The sequence below is a fragment of the Deinococcus metalli genome (genome assembly GCF_014201805.1).
GTDB lineage: Bacteria > Deinococcota > Deinococci > Deinococcales > Deinococcaceae > Deinococcus > Deinococcus metalli.
Window position 1 is genome coordinate 15706 of sequence record NZ_JACHFK010000012.1, and the last position, 18168, is coordinate 33873.

An 18168-nucleotide genomic window follows, 5' to 3' on the forward strand; every position below is an offset into this window, starting at 1 on the left:
GCGATGAAGGCCACGCTCGCCGCACTGGTGCTGGACCCCTTCGCGCTGTGGGTCGCCGCGCGGCACGCGCCGCCGGGCGCACCCGTGGTGGTCACGGACGGCGGGCGCGTGCTGGACGCCGACGCCGCCGCGCGGGCCGCCGGGGTACAGCCGGGCATGCGCGTGTCCGGCGCCCTGTCACGGCTGCCGACGCTGCACGCCGTGCCCCGCAGCGGTCCGGCCGGCGCGGCGGCGTGGAGCGAGGTGCTGCGGGTGCTGCCCGCCTTCAGTCCGCACCTGGAGGTGCTCGCGCCGGGCCGCGCGCTGCTCACCCTGACGCCGGCCGCCGCCACTCAGCTCGCCGCGGCCCTGGGCGGCCAGGTAGGGCTGGCTGGCACGCGTGAGCTGGCGCTGCTGGCGGCGCTGTCGGCGGCGCCGGGGCAGACCGTGACGGTCCACGCCGGCGAGGAAGCCGACTTCCGCGCCGCACTGCCGCTGCGTGTGCTGGGCGGCGTGGGCCTGAGCGCTGCGCACGTGGAGCGCCTGGGCTGGCTGGGCCTGCGCGCCGTGGGCGAGCTGCTGCGCTGGAGCCGCGCGCAGCAGGCCGCGTTCCTGGGCGCGGACTACCCGGCGCTGCGCCCGTACCTGCACGGCGCGGCGTCCGGCGGGGTGGGCGCGGTCCGCCCGGAGGCCACCGTGAGCGCCGCCCTGGCCTTCGACGATCCGCTGTTCGAACCGCACGACCTAGAGGCCGCCCTGGACGCGCTGGCCGCCACGCTGCTGGACGCGCTGGGAACGCGCCGCCCCGGCCGGGTCACGCTGGACGCGCGGGTGGCCGGCCTGACCATGAGCGCCACGCGCGAGCCCAAGGACGACCTGCGCGTGCCCGCGACCCTGCGCCGCGCCCTGCGCGCCACCCTGCACGACGCCGACGCCGCGCGCTACGGCATCGAGGGCCTGGAGGTCACGCTGGGCGGCCTGGAGCGGCCGGCCGTGCAGGGCGACCTGTGGGGCCGCGCCCAGGCCCAGGACGCGGCCGGGCGGGCCGAGGGGCGCTTTCCCGGCAGCATGCGCCGCGTGCGCTGGCTTGACGTCTTCAGCCTCGCGCCGGGCCACCACTACGAGTGGGTGCGCGTCGCCGACGGACAGCCGGGAGCGCCGGCGCCGGTCCGGGCGACGCCCACCCCCGCTGCCGCCCCGTTCCCACGCCGGCCGGACGTGCGGGCGTAGGGGGCGGCGTGCGGGCCGTGGAGGAGGAGGTGCACGTGCAGCTGAGCGGCGGGACGCCGCAGGTGCTGCTGTGGCGGGCCCGGCGTTACCGGGTGAGCGGCGTGCTGGACGAGTGGCGCGCGGCGGGCCGCTGGTGGCGGCGTGATCCCCCGCGCGACTACTGGCTGCTGCGCGCCGGCCCACTCACGGCCGAGGTCTACCACGTCCGCAGCGCGGCGGGCGACGCGTGGGTGCTGTCACGGCTGGCCGACTGACCCTGGCCCCGACCGTGCCCATGACGGCCTCCCCGGACCTGCGGCTCGACGCGCTGCTCGACGTGCGCTCGTACTTCACGCCGGGCGGCGGGGTGTGCAGCCCCACCACGCTGCTGCAGGGCGCGGCCCGGCGCGGCTTCCGGGGCCTGGGCCTGACGGATCACGCCAGCACGGCGGGCGCGGTGGAGCTGTGCCGCGCCGCGCAGGAGACCGGCGTGCAGGGCGTGGTGGGCGCCACGCTGGACGTGCGGCTGCCCGAGGGCACCTTTCCGCTGCGGCTGCTGGCCGCCACCCGCGCCGGGTACGGGCACCTGAACGCCCTGCTGACCGTGGCGCTCGCCCGCCCCGAGCAGCACGTCACGGCGGCCGAACTGTGCGCGCACGCCGAGGACATCGTGCTGTTGACCGGCGGGCGCGACTCGTTCCCGGCGGCGCTCCTCGCGCAGCGACGCACGGGCGACGTCCTGGCACGGCTGCACGCGCTGCGGGACGTCTTTCACGGACGGCTGTTCGTGCAGCTCTTCCACGGCGCGTATCCCGGCGATGGCCGGCGCGCCCGGCTGCTGTGGCTGCTGGCCCGCGAGGCGCGGCTGCCGTCGGTGGCGGCCCCGCTGGTGCAGCTCGAGCGCCCCGCGCAGTTTCCGCTGCTGGACGCGCTGTGCTGCGCCCGCCTGGGCATCGACCTGGACACCCCGCACGCCGCGCGGCCCCGCAACGACCGCAGAGCGCTGCGCACGCCGCGCGCGTGGGGCCGGGCGCTGCCCTTCCCGGACGCCCTGGCGAACGCCGCGCAGCTCGCCGCCGAGTGCCGCGTGGAGTTACTGGACGGCGGTTTCAGCGTGCCGCCGCCCCACCTGCCGCCGGGCGCGGACGCCCACACCCACCTGCGTGAGCGCTGCGTGCGCGCCCTGACGCCGCGCTACCCGCGGCCGGACCAGCGCGCCGCGGCCGCCCAGCGCCTGGAGCGCGAGCTGGACGTGGTGGCGCAGCACGGCCTGGCCGGCTTTTTCCTGGTGGCGGCCGAGGTCACGGACTACTGCCGGGGGCAGGGCATCCTGGCGGCCGGGCGGGGCAGCGCGGCCGCCAGCGTGCTGTGCTACCTGCTGGGCATCACGACCAGCGATCCGCTGGCGCACGACCTGCTGTTCGAGCGCTTCCTGCACACCGGACAGACCATGATGCCCGACGTAGACATCGACATCGCGTCGCACCGGCGCCGCGAGGTCCTGAGCTGGGTCGAGGAGCGCTTCGGTGTGGATGGCGTGGGCGAGGCGATGGTCGCCAACCGCATCACGTACCGCCTGCCGGGCGCGGTGCAGGACCTGGGCCGCGCACTGGGCCTGCCGCCCGAGTGGCGCGACCGCCTGACCCGCGCGCTGGGCCGCGACTTCCGGCATCTGCCGCCGCACCAGGCGCGCAAGGCCGCGCCCGCCTTCGACGAGGTGCTGGGCACTGCCCCGGTGCGCGGCACGCTGCTGGACCTGCTGGCGCTGATGGAACCGGGCTTCGTGCGGCACCTCGCGCCGCATTCGGGCGGGGTGGTGCTGAGCGCCCGGCCGCTGACGCACACCTCGCCGCTGGTGACCAGTTCGGGCGGCATCCGCATGCTGACCCTCGACAAGGACGACGCCGAGGCCGCCGGCCTGATCAAGCTCGACCTGCTGGGGTTGCGGATGCTCTCGGCGCTGGAGCGCGCGCGCGAGGAGATCGTGCGGCTGGGCGGCCCCTACGTGGACTTCGGCGCGCTGCCGGACGATCCGCGCGTGTGGGCGCGCATCGCGCGGGGCGACACGCTGGGCCTGTTCCAGATCGAGAGCCCCGGGCAGACGCGCCTGAGCACGCAGCTGCGCGCCCGCACGCGGCTGGAACTCGCGCACCAGATCGCGCTGTTCCGCCCCGGCCCGATCCAGTCGGCCACCGTGCACCCGTACCTGCGCCGGGCGCGCGGGCAGGAACCCGTGCCGGCCCTGATGGAACCGCTGGCGTCCATCCTGCGCCACACGCACGGCGTGATCCTGTTCCAGGAGCAGATCCTGCGGATCGCGCACCGCTTCGCCGGGTACCCGTGGCTGGACGCCGAGCGCCTGCGCCGCACCCTGGGCAAGGCGCCGCCCGGCGAGGCGCGTGACGCCCTGCGCCGCGAGTTCGTGCTGGGCGCCGCCCGCACCGTGGGCGCGTTTCCCTTCGAGTCCGAGGAGGTCTTCGAGTGGTGCGCGGCCTTCCAGGGCTTCGGCTTCGCGGAGAGCCACGCCCACGCCTTCGCGTTCCACACCTACGCCAGCGCGTGGGTACGCGAACACTGGCCCGCCCCGTACCTGGCCGGCGTGCTGGGCGAGGCCCCGGGCATGTGGCCCGCCGCGACCCTGGCGCAGGAAGCGCGGCGCTGGGGCGTGACGCTGCGGCCCGCGTGCGTGAACGCCTCGGCCGTGCGCCCGCGCGCCGAGGACACCCGGCACGTGCGCGTGGGCCTGGGCGGCGTGGTCGGCGTGTCCGACGGGGACGCGCAGCGGATCGTGCTGGAACGCCACCTGGGCGGCCCCTACCGTGACCTTGCCGACCTGCACGCCCGCGTGGAGCTGGAACGCGGCACGCTGGACGCGCTGGCGCAGGCCGGGTGTGTGGACGCCCTACACGCGCGCCGCGAGGCGCTGTACCGCGCGGGCGTGCTGGCCGCCCACCCCCGCGCCGGGCAGCCGCCCCTGCTGCTGCCCGTCAGCGACCCGCCGCCCCTGCCCGAGCTGACCGACGCCGAACGCCTCGACTGGAACCTGCGCCGCAAGGGGCTCTCGGAGGACGGCCTGCACCCCATGACGCTGCTGCGTGCCGCACTCATCGACGCGGGCGCCGAGCCGCTCGGGCGCGTGCGCTCGGGCGCGGCCACGGTCACGGCCGGCGTGATCGTGTCTCGGCAGAAACCCCCCACCGCGCGCGGCTACGCCTTCTTCGTGATCGAGGACGGCCCGCACCGCGCGCAGGTGGTGATCTCGCCCGAGCTGTGGAGCGCGCACCGGCAGTTGCTGCGCGACGCCCGCGCCCTGATCGTCCGCGCGGACGCGGTACGCGAGGGCCTGCACCTGACGCTGCGCGCCCACACCCTGGCCGACCTGGAGATCCCGTGGCGCGCGGGCGGCTACGACTACGCGTGAGGACCGCGCCAGACGAGCGGACCACGGCTTAGACTGCCCTCATGTTCATGAACGCGCTGCTGGCCTTCATTCCGATCAGCCTGCTGCTGGAATACGTCTTCCACGCGCCGCCACTGTGGGTGTTCTTCACGGCGGTGCTGGCGATCGTGCCGCTCGCGGACTGGCTGCGCAAGGCGACCGAACACGTGGCCGTGCACGCCGGGCCGACCATCGGCGGGCTGCTGAACGTGACCTTCGGGAACATGGCCGAGCTGATCATCGCGATCTTCATCCTGATCAGCGGGAACACGCAGGTCGTCAAGGCGCAGATCACCGGCAGCATCATCGGGAACGCGCTGCTGGGCCTGGGGCTGGCGATCGTGGTGGCGGGATTCGCCAACCGCGGCGAGCGCCAGAAGTTCAATGCCGCGAACGCCGGGCAGCTCTCCGCGATGCTGTTCCTGACAGTGATCACCCTGACGCTGCCGGCCATCTTCGACTACACCGAGCAGCTCCCGGCCTTCGCCGCCGACGCCGGCACCCGCACGAACCTCGACGAGAACCTCAGCCTGGGTGTGGCCGTGATCCTGATCGTGGTGTACCTGCTGAACCTCGTGTATACCCTCGTCACGCACAAGGACGTGTTCGCCGTGGCTGAGGGCGGACACGGCCACGGCCCGGACAAGCCGTGGTCGCTGCCCGTCGCGCTGGGCGTGCTGCTGGGCGGCACCGCCCTGATCGCCCTGGAATCCGAGATGCTCTCCGGCGCGCTGGAGGCCACCGCGAGCACCCTGGGCCTCAGCGAGTTCTTCCTGGGGATCATCGTGCTGGCGGTCGTGGGGAACTTCGCGGAGTACATCGCCGCCACGTACTTCGCGCGGCGCGGCCAGATGGACCTCGCCGTGAACATCGGCATCGGCGCGACCGTGCAGGTGGCCCTGCTGACCGCCCCACTGCTGGTGATCATCGGGTATGTCCTGGGCCACCCCATGAACCTGGTGTTCAGCAGTCCGCTGGAACTCATCGCGATCATCGCCGTGGCCCTGATCGTCACCAGCGTGACCAAGGACGGCGAGACCACGTGGTTCGAGGGCGTGCTGCTGCTCGCGGTGTACCTCGCGCTGGCCCTGGCGTTCTACTTCGTCACGCCGCGTGGCGCGGAGGCCGCCGAGGGCGCGGCCCTGGCGCTGCGAAGCCTCATGGGCTGACGCGCTCGGGCGTGTCCGCCAGCGCCTGCACCGCCGGGCGCAGCGCGGGCAGCTCCACCGTGACCGTGTGCCACACCAGCGCCGGGTCCAGCCCGAAGTAGTTGTGTGCCACCACGTTCCGGATGTCGCGCAGCAGCGCCCACGGAACGGCCGGGTGCGTGTCCTGCACCGACTGCGGGATGTACTTGGTCCCCTCGCCCAGCCGCAGCAGCAGGAGCAGCGCCGCGTCCCGCGTGCGCTCGTCCCGCACGAACGTCGCGTAGGTCAGTCCCGAGACGTGCGCCGCGAGCCGGTCGAGGATCTCCAGCAGTTCCACCACCCGGAAACGCCAGCGCTTGGCGCGGTGTGCGGCCGGCAGCGGCGTGGGCACGGCCATCACGTCCACGGCGTCCGCCAGGATCTCGGCCCGGAGTGGCGGCGTCAGCGCGGCCTCCGTCACCACGTCCACCCGCCGCGCCAGCAGCCCCTCCAGCACCGCGCGCGCCCGCATCACATCGAGCAGGCCGCGCGCTGGCCCCGGCACGAAGTCCACCAGCAGGTCGATGTCCGACTCGGCCCGCGCCTCGCCGCGCGCGACCGACCCGAACACCCGCACGCGCGCCACGCCCACCGCCGCCCACGCCGGCTGCCCCGAGCGCAGCAGCGCCGCCACCGTGTTCAGGCGCAGGTCGGGAAACAGGGCGGCCAGCGGCTCGGAAGCACTCACCCGCCGAGCATAGTGCCGCGCGCCCGCGCTTATGCTGACTCCGTGATCGTCGCCGTCGGCCATGACCTGATCGAGATCGAACGCATCCGCGGCATGCTCGCCCGCGAGGGCCGGCGCGCCGAGAAGCTCTTCGCGCCCACCGAACTCGCGTACTGCGCCCGCCTGAGCGACCCCGCCCCCAGCCTCGCCGCGCGCTTCGCCGCCAAGGAGGCCTTCCAGAAGGTCTGGCCCCGCCCTCACGGCTGGCGCGACGTGTGGGTGCAGCGCGACCGCACCCCGGACGGCCCCTTCCCCTTCGCGCCTCCGGTCCTCGGCTACGCCCCCCACATCGCCGCCGAGATGCAGGAGCGCGGCTGGGTGGCCCACCTGACCCTCACCCACACCAAGGAACACGCCTCGGCCGTGGTGGTGCTGGAGGCGAGATAGGAAGCGAAAAGCTTAGTGCTACCCGGAAGCGCAACATACAGGGCGGATTCGGCAGCGGTGGTCGCACTCAACTCTATGTCAACCTCCCCACAAGGGGACGAGCTTCAAAACCGAGGCGTCCCACCCTGTGCCTGACCGAACGCCGTCGCGCGTGGTCCCATCCGCTCGGGGGCGGCCCCTTGATCCTCGTGCTCAGAGGACGTCGGCTCACTCACTCATGGGCGCGCAGCGCGCGGGCGGTGACGGCGACAACGCCCGAGGCAGGAACGCGCCCCCACGCTGACGAGACTCCAGTACCGGCCAGTTCAAACAACGTGGCGACCACCTGACCGGGGCAGGGGGCCGGGGGTGGGGTCACGCAGCCCACACGCTACCCTCCCCACCATGCCCATCCGCCTGATCGCCACGGACCTCGACGGCACCCTGCTCCGCAGCGACCTGAGCGTCAGTCCCCGCACCCGCACCACCCTGGACGCCGCCCGCCGCGCAGGTCTCCACGTCGTACCGGTCACGGCCAGGCAGCCGCGCGGGGTGCGCCGGATCGCGGAGGCGGCGGGATTTACCGGCTGGGCGCTGTGCGGGAACGGCGCGCACGGGGTGCATCTGGGCACGGGCGAGACACTGTTCGCGGCGCACGTGGAATCGGACGTGCAGCGGGCGCTGGCCGTGGCGCTGGCGGCGCGGGTGCCGGGGACGCTGTTCGTGTCAGTGCGGGAGGGCGGCGAGGTGTTCGTGGCGCAGGCGGGCTACGCGCAGCTCGCGCACTTCGAGGACCACAAGCGCGAGCCGGCGGACATGGGCGCGCACGACCTGGACGCCGTGCTGGCCGAACCGAGCCTGAAATTCATCGTGCGCCACCCGACGCTCACGCCACGCGACCTGCTGCCGGAGCTGCGCGCCCTGGGCCTGCCGGGCTTCGCGGTGACGCACAGCGGCGCGCCGTTCCTGGAGGTACTGGCCGAGGGCGTGAGCAAGGCGTGGGGGCTGACGCGGCTGTGCGCGCACCTGGGCGTGCAGCGGGAAGAGGTGCTGGCCTTCGGAGACGCGCCCAACGACGCGGAGATGCTGGCGTGGGCGGGCCGCGGCGTGGCGATGGCGAACGCGGACCCGGAGGCCCGGGACGCGGCGGGCGAGATGACCGCCAGCAACGACGACGACGGCGTGGCGCGGGTGATCGAGGCGCTGCTGGCGTGACGGGGCGCGCGGGAACGCGGCGGGAATCGTCAGCGGGGTGACAGGTGGGGCGAGAGCGCGGGCCTACGCTGGAGCATGAACTGTATCCGCTGGGTGGTGACGGCGGCCCTGCTGACGCTTGGGCCGGGAGCATTCGCGCAGGGCACGGCGGCCACGCCGCCATCCGGCAGCGCGGCGCGCACGCCGGCCGAGCAGTTCGCACTGACGCGGGGCCGGGCGCTGATGCTGGAGTTCTACGCGGTGAAGCTCGACGGGCTGTGGAACGCCTTCACGCCGGACGTGCAGCAGCAGTGGGGGGACCTCAGCGGCTTCCGCGCGTTCCGCCAGACGGGCGTGCAGCAGTACGGCCGGGAGACGCAGCTGGTGAACGAGCAGACCTTCACGCGCGCGGGCGAGTCGTTCTACGTGCGCAGCGCGGTGTTCGAGGGCGCGCCCCAGCAGGTGTGGGGACTGGTCATCGGCTTCACCGGACTGCGGGTCACGACCTTTGCGATCAACCTGCTCGAAGACCGCTCGTCGGATCAGACGGCGGTCGCGCCGGCGCTGCTGGCCGGACGCTGACGCTCACGGACCGCTCTGCCGGGCGAGTTCCCGGCCGCCGTCGCCGCTGATCGAGAAGGTGTACGCGTGCGCCGTCAGGGCCTGCCAGTTCACGCGCTGCCCGGTGCAGGTGTCCGGCAGGTCCAGTTCGGCGGGGGTGGGGTAGCGCCCGTCGATGGAATTCTCGCGGTAGGTCTCCAGCGCGCGGGTCAGGTCGTTGGCGCAGTTCTGGGCGCTGAGCTGCGCCTCCAGGCCGTCGGGCGTGCTGGCCCGCGCCTGGGCCGCCTTCAGGACCTGCACCTGCGCTTCCAGGGCGGCGACGCGGCGGGTCAGGGCCTCGTTCTGGACGCGCGCCTGGGTGTCCTGGCACGCGCCCAGGGCCGGCATCAGCAGGAGGGGCAGCAGGGCGCGGACGCTCACACGGCGCAGCGTAGCGTCCGGGCCGCTCCTGACCCCACCACCGTTCTCACATGTGGACTCATGCGGCACCGCGGCCCTCAGCGGTCGAGGACCGACACGATCTCCACGTGGCTCGTCTGCGGGTAGAAGTCGTGCGGCGTGACCGGACCCAGCGTCCACCCGCGCCGCACGAGGTCGCCCACGTCGCGCGCCCACGTCGCCGGGTCGCACGACACGTACACGATCCGGTCGGCGGTGCTGTCCTGGAGCTGGTCGCGGGCGGCGTCGTCCAGGCCGGCGCGCGGCGGATCGACCACCACGACGTCCGCGCCGATCTCGGTGAGCAGCGCGGCGTCGCCCTGGCGGAACTTCAGGTTCTTCAGGGGCGCGCCCGCCAGGTCCTTGCGGCCGCGTGCCAGCGCCTCCGGGTCGGTGTCGAGCACCGTCACGCGCCGGAAGTGCGGAGCGAGGTGCCGGCCGATCGCGCCGGTGCCGCCGTACAGGTCGACTGCGTGGTCACCCTGCCCCGCCAGCGCCGCCGCGCGCCGGTACGCCAGGGCGGCGGCGGGCGGGTTCACCTGCGCGAAGCCCGTGGCCGAGATGCTGAGCTGCACGTCCCCGAAGTCCTCCTGGATCTCGCTCTCGCCGGCGATCAGCTGCACGCCCGCGCTGAAGCGCCGCCCGGCGGGCACGGCCAGCGACACGCCCACCACGCCGGCGTCCATCAGATGATCGCTGGCGCGCAGGAACGTGCGCGGCTCGCCCGCCCCGATCAGTGCGGCGACCACCTCACCGGTCTTGTGGCTGGCCCGGAACGCGACCTCGCCGGCCGGGTCGAGGGCCGTGGGGTCGAGCTTGCGCACGATGGCGGTGATCTGGGCCATGACCAGCGGATCGTCCTCGAAGACCTGGGCGGCGCTGCCGCGGCGCTCGCGGTAGCCCAGGCCCTGCGGGGTGATCAGGTACTGCGCGGTGTTGCGGTAGTGCCACGCCTCGGGGCTGGGCACCGTGTCGGCCACGTCGTGGCGCAGCTTGCCGATGCGCGTCAGGGCCTCTTCCACGAAGGCGCGTTTGTACACGAGCTGCGCGTCGTAGCTGGCGTGCGCGAGGTCGGCGGTGGGCAGCTCCGGGCCGTCCACGCGGTCGGGGCTGCGGCGCAACACCTCGGCCACGCGACCCTGGCGCACGCCCTTGCCGCTGCGCAGGGTCACGGTCACGCGCTCGCCCGGCAGCGCGCCGCGCACCAGCACCACGCCGGAGTCGTCGCGCGCCAGGCCCAGCCCTCCCGCGACGAGTTTCTCGATTTCCAGCGTGGTCAGGGGCTCAGACATACCGCCCAGGGTAGCGTCCGGACGCAGGCGGCGGGCAGGGGCGCGCGTTAAGGAGCGCGTTAACGCCGGATGTCCGTGCCGGGGCTAGCCTGGGCCCATGACGCCTCCCGACGCCCGGCCCGCCGCGCCGTCGCTCCTGGTCGTGGAGGACGACCCGGGCATCCGCGAGTACCTGTCGCTGGGCTTTCACTACGAGGGCTTCCGGGTGCGCACGGCCGCCACGGGCTCCGAGGCGCTGGCGGAGGCGGCGCGCGAGGCGCCGGACGTGCTGCTGCTGGACGTGATGCTGCCGGGCCTGGACGGCTTCGCGGTGCTGCGCGCCCTGCGCGAGCGCAGCCAGGTGCCGGTGCTGATGCTCACCGCGCGCGACGGCGTGGACGACCGCATCGCGGGCCTCACGGGCGGCGCGGACGACTACCTCGTCAAGCCCTTCCACTTCGGGGAACTGGTCGCGCGGGTGCACGCGCTGCTGCGCCGCGCCCAGCCGGAGCGCAGCCGCGTGCTGAGCTACGCGGACGTGACCCTGGACACCGACCTGCGCGAGGCGGCCCGCGCGGGCCGGGCGCTCGACCTCAGTCCGCGGGCACTGGGACTGCTCGAGGCGCTGCTGCGCCACCCGGAGCGGGCGCTGTCCAAGTCGCTGCTGCTCGACACCGTGTGGGGGCCGGCCTTCCTGGGCGACGACAACATCGTGGAGGTGTACGTGCGCCAGCTGCGCCGCGCGCTGGGCGACCCGGACCTGATCCACACGGTGCGCGGGGTGGGCTACGCGCTGCGCCTGAAAAGCGCATGATCCACGTGGAGGAGGGGCCGGAGCGCGCGGCGGCCGGTGCCCGGCGGTGGGCGCGGCCCGACCGTCCAGCCGGCATGACGCTGCGCGCGCGGCTGCTGGCGCTGCTGGTGCTGGTGCTGCTCGCGGCCTTCGCGGTGGCGGGCACGGCGGTCACGCTGGGCGTGCGCGCGTCCGCGTGGGCGCAGACGGAACAGGCGGTCACGCGCTCGCTGGCGGGCGTGAACCTGTCCGGGGCCGGCGTGGACGGCCAGGACGCGCGGCTGGGCGTGTGGTACCGCCGCCTGTCGGAAGAAGCGCTGGGCCTGCACACACGCGGCGCGCTGATCCTGCCGGACGGCCGCACCTACGGCACGGACTCGGCGCCGACGGACGTGGACGCCGGCGCCCTGGCCCGCGCGCGGCAGGCCGGGCAGGCCGTCAGCGGCGACACGCGGCTCACGAGCACGCCGGGCGGCACGGTGCTGGCGCTGGACGTGCCGCGCGCAGAGGTGGACGCCCTGGCGCGGCACACCGCGCTGCTGTTCGCGGGGGTGGGGGCCGCGACGCTGCTGCTGGCGGGCGTGGGCGCGTGGTGGCTGCTGAGCCTGGGCCTGAGCCCGGTGCGCTCCATGGCCCGCCGCGCCGAGGGGCTGCACCCCGCCGGGCTGGCAGACGCCGACCTGAGCGCCCGGCTGCCGCTGCCAGGCCCGCGCGACGAGGTGCGCTCGCTGGCCGAGAGTGTCAACCGCCTGCTGGCGCGGCTGGAAGACAGCGTGTCGCGCCTGCGCGCCGAGGAAGCCCGCACGCGCGCCTTCGCCGCCGACGCCAGCCACGAGCTGCGCACGCCGCTGGCCGCGATCACCGGCAGCCTGGAGGTGCTGGAGCGCGCCGGTGACGACCCGGACGTGCGCGAGCGCCTGCACGTCACGCTGCGCCGGGAGACGCGCCGCGCCGCCCGGCTGGTCGAGGACCTGCTGACCCTGACGCGCCTGGACGCCGGAGGGGGCCTGCGCCTGGAGCCGCTGGAGCCGTGGCCGCTGCTGCTGGAGACGGCCGAGGCCGCCCGGCACCTCGCGCCGCACCTGACGCTGACGGTCACGGCCGACCCGGACGTGCGCCGCGCCCGCGTGAACGCGGACCGCACGCGGCTGGAGGGCGCGGTGTGGAACCTGCTGCGCAACGCCATGACCGCCACGCCGGCCGGCGGCACCGTGCACGTCGCGCTCAGGAGCGAGGGGCACGCCCTGCGCGTCTCGGTGCGCAACCCCGCCCGGCTGTCCGAGGCCCTGCTCGCCCGCATGTTCGACCGCTTCGCGCGCGGCCCGGACGCCCCGCCCGGCGGCGCGGGCCTGGGCCTGGCGATCGTGCAGGCCACCGCCCGCGCCCACGGCGGCGACGCCACGGCCACGCAGCACGAGCACGACCTGGACGTCAGCGTGACCCTGCCCCGGCTGGAGTGAGGGCCGTCAGCGGATGACCTGACGGGCACGGCTTCCGCTCGGGCGGGGCGGTGTGGCCCAGCGGCGGGACACCGGGGCGCACCCTGTCCCGCCTCCGCGTTCAGCGGGCGCTCAGCATTCGCACGGCGCGTGTTCAGGCCCGGCGCGCACACTTCAACCGTTCCAGCAGAGACAGCGGCCCGGCCATGACGCCCACGGCCTCCCTGCCTGCCGGACCGTCCACCCCACCCGCCACCCGACTCCAAGGAGATCCCCATGACCGTTCGTCCCCTGTTCCTGTCCGCCCTGCTGGCCCTGGGAGCCAGCTCCGCCCTCGCCGCCGGTGGCCCCGCCAGCAGCGGCGCCGCACCCGCGCAGCCCGCCGCACCTGCGGCCCAGCCGGCGGCACCCGCCCAGCCCGCCGCCCCGGCCGTGTGCGCGCCCACCGGCCCGGCCCGGATGGCTCCGGCAGGTCAGCGTCCGCCCACCCCGCCGGTCGGCGCCCCCGCCGCGCCCGCCACCCCGGGCACGGCAGGCCGCACGGCACCCGCCCAGCCGATGCCCCCGGTCGCTGACCCCGCCGGCGCTGCACCGGCCGCTGGAACGGCCAAGCCGACTCCGCCCGCTCCCGGCACGCAGACGCCCCCCGCCCCCGGCGCCGACCAGAAGGCCGCCCCGGCACCGACCGCGCCGGCCGCCGGCCATCCGCCCCGGCCGCCCAAGGGTGGGCCCGGAGCGGCACCGTGCGGCCCTGACGGCGCGCGCCCGGCTCCCCAGCACCGCGCCGGCACCGGCCAGGGCCCGGCCGGCGCCATGGCCCGCCCGGATCAGTCGCAGGCCCTCGCGGCCCGCATCGACGCGCTGCTGACCCGCACCACCAACGCGAAGGTGCGCGGCTACCTCACGGACGCCCGGACCCTGCTCAAGGCCGGGAACCTGCGCGCCGCCCACGCCCTGCTGGACGCCGCCGAGGCGCTCTCGGCTCGCACGGCCGCTCCGGCCACCAAGTAACGCCGATCACGCACAGCAGGGGGGCGCGGTGGAGATTCCACCGCGCCCCCCTGCTGTGCTGCCGCCGGCCTACCCCAGCTGCTTGTGCATGGCGATCTCGTTGCAGTTCTCGAAGAACGCGCAGCGCTGGCACTCGCTCCACACCTTCGGGTGCAGGTTCGTCTTGTCGATGCGCGTGAAGCCGCAGCGCTCGAAGAAGCCCTGCTGGTACGTCCACGCGAACAGCGCGGGCAGGTCAATGGCGCGCGCCTCGGCCTCGCACGCGGCCACGAGCTGCTTGCCCAGGCCGCGTCCCTGGAGGTTCGGGTGGATGGCAAGCCCGCGCACCTCCGCGAGGTCCGGCGCCAGCAGGTGCAGGCCGCACACGCCTGCCAGTCCACCGGGGCGGCTGGCATGCGGCTCGGCGAAGATCAGGTGGAAGTCGCGGATCGTCTCGGCCAGCAGCGAGCGCGAGCGCACCAGCATCTGGCCGCGCGCCGCCCAGTACCCGATCAGCTCGTGGATCGCCTCGATGTCCGAGAGTTTGGCCTTGCGGCCGACCAGCGGCGCGTCCGGGTGGACGTCCGGCACCGCGATGGAATCCAGTCCCAGGAGCGTCACGCCGCGCCCTCCGCCCGGCTGCGGATCAGCTGGCGCTGAGGTCGCGCATCCAGGTGGTGCCGCCGGGCCGCTCGCCCCTGGAGCGGTACGCCTGCACCTGCGGGGCGTCCGGCACCTCGCCCATCACGACGGCCAACGGCACCTGCTGGAAGCCGAAGGTGCCCCAGTCGCCACCCTTGGAGAACATGTAGATCGCGCGGTCGCCGCGCCCCTGCGCGTACTCGATGGCGCTCATGACCAGCCGCCGGCCCAGGCCGCCGCCACGCGCCGCCGGGATGATCGCCGCGCCGCGCAGTAGGCTCACGCCGTCGCCGTGCTCCAGCCCGATCGCGCCGACCGGCTGCCCACCGCGTTCCATCACCCAGTACGTCGTGCCCTCCGCGAGGGTCGCGTCGGTGTCCAGCCCCGCTTCGTGGAAGACGCGGGTGACGGTGTCGCGGTCGCCGCTTTGCGCCAGACGGATGTGTTCCTGTGCATTGGTCATGTGCCGTTCCTCCGGGATGAACGGAGCCGTGGGCGTCCCTGGGAACGCCGTGTGCCGCCGCCTTGAAAGTGCGCGCAGGATACACCGCGACACGCGCGCTGACGAGTGGGTCGTTCATGCCGGGCCGCCACCGCCCAGCGCGCACGTCCACGCCTGCTCGGCGTGAATCCAGCCCTTGGACAGGCCGCTGCGCACCTGCGGGGCGTCCGGCAGCGCCGCGATGATGTCGTCCGGCTGGGCGGGCACGAAGCCGAAGCGCCGCCAGTAATCCCCGGCTTCCTCGCTGAACAGGTACACGGCGCGGTGGCCCAGCAGCGACGCCTGCGTGAGCGCGGACGTGACCAGCGCGCGGCCCAGGCCTTGGTTGCGCGCCTCGGGCACCACCGCCGTCGAGCGGATCAGCGACACGCCGTCGCCGTGCTCCAGGCCGATGCAGCCGCCGGGCACGCCGTCCAGGTCGGCAATCCAGTACGTGCTGCCCTCCGGCGTCACGCTGCCGGTGGTCAGGCCGCAGCGGGTCAGCAGGTCGCGGATGATGTCGAAGTCCTCCGCGTGCGCCTCGCGGAGCTTCACGTGCATGTCGGACAGGGTCACGGCATCGGTCATGGGAACACCTCGGGGGTGGGGGCGGAAAACGGGCACGGCAGCGCGCGTCACGGCGTCAGCGCCTCCTTCGCGGCGCGCACGGCCTCGCGCACGCGGTCCGGGGCGGTGCCGCCGAAGCTGGCGCGGTTGCGGACGCTCTCGGTCACGGTCAGCGCCCGGGCGACCTCGGCGTTCAGCAGGGGGTGGGCAGCACGCAGCTCGTCGTCGGTCAGTTCCCACAGCTGGCGCCCGGAGCGGGACGCGGTGCCGACCAGTCCGCCCACAACCTCGTGCGCCTCGCGGAAGGGCACGCCCTGACGGGCCAGGAAGTCCGCCACGTCGGTCGCCGTGGAGTAGCCCCGGGCGGCGGCGGCGCGCGTGACCTCGGCGTGCCACACGGTCTTGGGAAGCATCTCGGCGTACAGGCGCAGCACGATGCTCAGGGTGTCGTAGGAATCGAACACGCCCTCCTTGTCCTCCTGCAGGTCCTTGTTGTACGCGAGCGGCGTGCCCTTCACGACGGTCAGCAGGCCCATCAGGTTGCCGAACACCCGGCCGGCCTTGCCGCGCGCGAGTTCCGAGACGTCCGGGTTCTTCTTCTGCGGCATGATGCTGGAGCCCGTGGTGTGCGAGTCCGGCAGGGTCAGGAAGCCGAACTCGAAGGTCGAGTACAGGATCAGTTCCTCCGACAGGCGCGACAGGTGCGCCGAGAGGATCGCGCACGCCGACAGGAACTCCAGCGCGAAGTCCCGGCTGCCCACGCCGTCCAGCGAGTTCGCGGTCGGGCGCGTGAAGCCCAGCGCGGCGGCGGTCGCGTGCCGGTCGATGGGCCACGGCGTGCCCGCCAGCGCCGACGACCCCAGCGGCGACTCGTCCATGCGCGCCGCGGCGTCCCGGAACCGGCCCTCGTCGCGCTCCAGCATCGCCACGTAGGCCATGAACCAGTGCGAGAGCAGGATGGGCTGCGCCACCTGGAGGTGCGTGTAACCGGGCAGGATCACCTCGTCCGCCAGGTGCCTGTCGGCCTCCGCGAGCATCACCGCGCGCAGGGCGCGGGTCTTGCCCGCCAGGTCGAGCGCGGCTTCCTTGGTGAACAGCCGGAAGTCCACCGCCACCTGGTCGTTGCGGCTGCGGGCGGTGTGCAGCTTGCCCGCCACCGGCCCGATGCGGTCGCGCAGCGCCGCCTCGACGTTCATGTGGACGTCCTCGCGGTCGAGGCGCCACTCGAAGGAGCCGGCACGGATGTCCGCGAGCACGCCGTGCAGGCCCTCGGTGATCTGCGCGACCTCGTCCGGCGCGAGGATGCCGACCTGTCCCAGCATCGCCACGTGCGCCAGCGAGCCGCGGATGTCCTGCTCGGCGAGGCGCTGGTCAAAGCCCACCGACGCGTTGAAGAGTTCCACCAGACCGTCGGTGGCCTCCGCGAAGCGGCCCCCCCAGAGTTTCCTGTCCTGCGTTGGATTCGTCATCGCTGCATGTCCTCGTACGGCGCGGTCGACACCGATTTGACCAGCACCACCGGCGGCGGGCTGGACGGATTCGCGTGGGCGTAGGTGTCGTCCGTCACCACATACCCGAGTTTTTCGTAGAAGGGCAGGACGTCCAGGTTGAACTGCGACACGGCCAGCAGCACGCGCCGGTACCCGCCCGCGCGGGCCACGTGCTCGACCTGCCACACCAGCGCGCGGCCCACGCCGCCGCCGCGCGCCCCGGGCCGCGTGGCGAGCTTGTTCAGCGTCAGGGTCGCCGCGCCGTCCGGGCGATACCCGACGCAGCCCAGCGCTCCCTCCCCGCTGCCGACCGCCAGGAAGCCGCCGGCGCCGGGGCTGAACAGCGAGCGTTCCAGGTCGAGGAGCGTGGTGCGCGCCCAGCTGGAGCGGGGGTCCATGCCGGCGGCCATCATCACGGCGTGGAAGGCGGGCACGTCGTCCGGGTTCACGGGGCGCAGCGCGGCGCGGGCGACCGTCACGACGCGCCCTCCGGGAGTACCAGTCTCAGTTCCGCCTGCGGCACGAAGCCCAGGCGTTCGTAGGTGGGCCGCCCGGCCTCCGACGCGGTGAGGGTCACGATACTCACGCCGCGGGCGCGGCACTCGGCCAGCACAGCCTCCACCAGCTGCCGGGCCAGCGCGTGTCCCCGGTGGTCCGGGTGGACGTACACGTTCAGCACGTACGCGCGCACGAGGGACGTCGTGTCGGCGTTCGGCGGGAAGTCGTTCCACAGGACGCCCGCCCCGGCCACCACGTCCCCCCCGGCCTCGACCAGCAGGCCGGTGTAGCGCCCGGACGCCAGCGCCCGGCGGTGCCACCCCACGCCCGCGTCGTGCGCGCGGGCCAGTCCGGCCGGGTCGCTGCCCATCTCGGTGAACATCGCCGTGCGCTGGGTCTGGATGAGGGCGGCGTCGTGCACGGTGGCCGGGCGCAGGGTGTAGCCGGGGGGCCAGCTCACGCGCCCACCCGCTCCGGAATCTGGTTCAGATGCCACTGCTGGTGGCGCACGTAGTCCTCCGCGACGAAGCGCAGCGTGACCGGCTCGCCGCCGCCGATGCTCAGGGTGTGGTCCAGGCTGGCGGCGGGCAGAGCGGCGATCACGTGCGCGAGCTGCGTCTGGTACACCGTCCACAGGCCCAGCACGTCCGCCCACGGGCGCTGCTGGTAGCCGCCCGCCGCGACCCACGCGGTCTGGTCGTAGCCGGACAGAGCCAGACCGTCCTGAACGCTGGCCCGCACGAAGCGTGCGTGGTTGTTCACGCCCGAATCGATCAGGTGCCCCACGATCTGCTTGGCGCTCCACACGTCCGGGGCCGGCTGGCTGGACGCCTGCGCCTCGGTCAGTCCCTGGAGGTACGGCAACTGGGCAGCGACGACCTCGCTCAGCGTCGGCAT

At 74.3% G+C, this 18168-nt stretch carries 20 protein-coding genes; 10 read left to right on the forward strand and 10 right to left on the reverse strand.

Features of this window, described 5'->3' with window-relative positions; all coding sequences use genetic code 11:
* The first annotated feature begins 3 nt into the window (after positions 1–3).
* The 4 genes from HNQ07_RS18890 to cax are packed head-to-tail and all read left to right on the forward strand — an operon-like array spanning position 4 to position 5796.
* On the forward strand, positions 4–1209 hold the full coding sequence (locus HNQ07_RS18890) for a Y-family DNA polymerase (RefSeq protein ID WP_184114723.1): 1206 nt from the start codon (positions 4–6) through the stop codon (positions 1207–1209).
* Between the two features lie 8 nt (positions 1210–1217).
* Positions 1218–1463, forward strand: coding sequence for a DUF6504 family protein (locus tag HNQ07_RS18895; RefSeq protein ID WP_184114724.1), 246 nt, complete (start codon positions 1218–1220; stop codon positions 1461–1463).
* Between the two features lie 20 nt (positions 1464–1483).
* Entirely contained in the window at positions 1484–4609 is a 3126-nt protein-coding gene (dnaE, locus tag HNQ07_RS18900; RefSeq protein ID WP_184114726.1) for a DNA polymerase III subunit alpha, read from the forward strand.
* 41 nt (positions 4610–4650) lie between these two features.
* A complete protein-coding gene (cax, locus tag HNQ07_RS18905; protein WP_184114728.1) occupies positions 4651–5796 on the forward strand; it encodes a calcium/proton exchanger in 1146 nt (381 codons plus the stop codon).
* Here cax and HNQ07_RS18910 read toward each other — a convergent pair.
* Positions 5786–6502, reverse strand: coding sequence for a HepT-like ribonuclease domain-containing protein (locus tag HNQ07_RS18910; protein ID WP_221275239.1), 717 nt, complete (start codon positions 6500–6502; stop codon positions 5786–5788). The two genes, cax and HNQ07_RS18910, sit on opposite strands and share 11 nt — an antisense overlap.
* Positions 6503–6544: 42 nt before the next feature.
* On the opposite strand from HNQ07_RS18910, the gene HNQ07_RS18915 reads away from it, so the two are divergent.
* From HNQ07_RS18915 to HNQ07_RS18925, 3 genes are all read left to right on the forward strand, one after another.
* A complete protein-coding gene (locus tag HNQ07_RS18915) occupies positions 6545–6928 on the forward strand; it encodes a 4'-phosphopantetheinyl transferase superfamily protein (protein WP_184114733.1) in 384 nt (127 codons plus the stop codon).
* A 384-nt stretch (positions 6929–7312) separates the two neighbouring features.
* Entirely contained in the window at positions 7313–8122 is an 810-nt protein-coding gene (locus HNQ07_RS18920; RefSeq protein WP_184114735.1) for an HAD family hydrolase, read from the forward strand.
* 75 nt (positions 8123–8197) lie between these two features.
* Positions 8198–8683 carry a hypothetical protein gene (locus HNQ07_RS18925; RefSeq protein WP_184114737.1) on the forward strand — a complete coding sequence of 162 codons (486 nt, stop codon included), beginning with the start codon at positions 8198–8200 and terminating at the stop codon, positions 8681–8683.
* A 3-nt stretch (positions 8684–8686) separates the two neighbouring features.
* Here the strand turns inward: HNQ07_RS18925 and HNQ07_RS18930 are convergent, their stop codons facing one another.
* Together HNQ07_RS18930 and HNQ07_RS18935 are read right to left on the reverse strand one after the other, a co-directional pair.
* On the reverse strand, positions 8687–9082 hold the full coding sequence (locus HNQ07_RS18930) for a hypothetical protein (protein ID WP_229832245.1): 396 nt from the start codon (positions 9080–9082) through the stop codon (positions 8687–8689).
* A 77-nt stretch (positions 9083–9159) separates the two neighbouring features.
* The gene (locus HNQ07_RS18935) at positions 9160–10392 is read right to left on the reverse strand and encodes a class I SAM-dependent RNA methyltransferase (RefSeq protein ID WP_184114739.1); all 1233 of its coding nucleotides are present in this window, start codon (positions 10390–10392) and stop codon (positions 9160–9162) included.
* Between the two features lie 97 nt (positions 10393–10489).
* Here HNQ07_RS18935 and HNQ07_RS18940 point away from each other — a divergent pair, with 97 nt between their 5' ends.
* The 3 genes from HNQ07_RS18940 (at position 10490) to HNQ07_RS18950 (ending at position 13614) form a co-directional block, all read left to right on the forward strand.
* Positions 10490–11185, forward strand: a complete 696-nt coding sequence (locus HNQ07_RS18940; protein ID WP_184114741.1) for a response regulator transcription factor — start codon at positions 10490–10492, stop codon at positions 11183–11185.
* Positions 11182–12624: a sensor histidine kinase gene (locus HNQ07_RS18945; protein ID WP_184114743.1), complete on the forward strand. Its 1443-nt coding sequence runs from the start codon at positions 11182–11184 to the stop codon at positions 12622–12624. The genes HNQ07_RS18940 and HNQ07_RS18945 overlap by 4 nt, the downstream gene beginning before the upstream one ends.
* Positions 12625–12879: 255 nt before the next feature.
* Positions 12880–13614, forward strand: coding sequence for a hypothetical protein (locus HNQ07_RS18950; RefSeq protein WP_184114745.1), 735 nt, complete (start codon positions 12880–12882; stop codon positions 13612–13614).
* Between the two features lie 69 nt (positions 13615–13683).
* Here the strand turns inward: HNQ07_RS18950 and HNQ07_RS18955 are convergent, their stop codons facing one another.
* From HNQ07_RS18955 to HNQ07_RS18985, 7 genes are all read right to left on the reverse strand, one after another.
* Positions 13684–14214, reverse strand: a complete 531-nt coding sequence (locus HNQ07_RS18955; RefSeq protein ID WP_184114747.1) for an N-acetyltransferase — start codon at positions 14212–14214, stop codon at positions 13684–13686.
* A gap of 25 nt (positions 14215–14239) precedes the next feature.
* Entirely contained in the window at positions 14240–14698 is a 459-nt protein-coding gene (locus HNQ07_RS18960) for a GNAT family N-acetyltransferase (RefSeq protein WP_184114749.1), read from the reverse strand.
* Between the two features lie 114 nt (positions 14699–14812).
* On the reverse strand, positions 14813–15304 hold the full coding sequence (locus HNQ07_RS18965) for a GNAT family N-acetyltransferase (RefSeq protein WP_184114751.1): 492 nt from the start codon (positions 15302–15304) through the stop codon (positions 14813–14815).
* Positions 15305–15351: 47 nt separating this feature from the next.
* Positions 15352–16752 (reverse strand): argininosuccinate lyase, encoded by a 1401-nt coding sequence (gene argH, locus HNQ07_RS18970; protein ID WP_184114754.1) that lies wholly within the window; start codon positions 16750–16752, stop codon positions 15352–15354.
* A complete protein-coding gene (locus HNQ07_RS18975) occupies positions 16749–17252 on the reverse strand; it encodes a GNAT family N-acetyltransferase (protein ID WP_229832243.1) in 504 nt (167 codons plus the stop codon). The genes argH and HNQ07_RS18975 overlap by 4 nt, the downstream gene beginning before the upstream one ends.
* Positions 17249–17731, reverse strand: a complete 483-nt coding sequence (locus tag HNQ07_RS24465; RefSeq protein WP_268245907.1) for a GNAT family N-acetyltransferase — start codon at positions 17729–17731, stop codon at positions 17249–17251. The genes HNQ07_RS18975 and HNQ07_RS24465 overlap by 4 nt, the downstream gene beginning before the upstream one ends.
* A complete protein-coding gene (locus HNQ07_RS18985) occupies positions 17728–18168 on the reverse strand; it encodes a DinB family protein (protein WP_184114758.1) in 441 nt (146 codons plus the stop codon). Before HNQ07_RS18985 ends, HNQ07_RS24465 begins: the two co-directional genes overlap by 4 nt.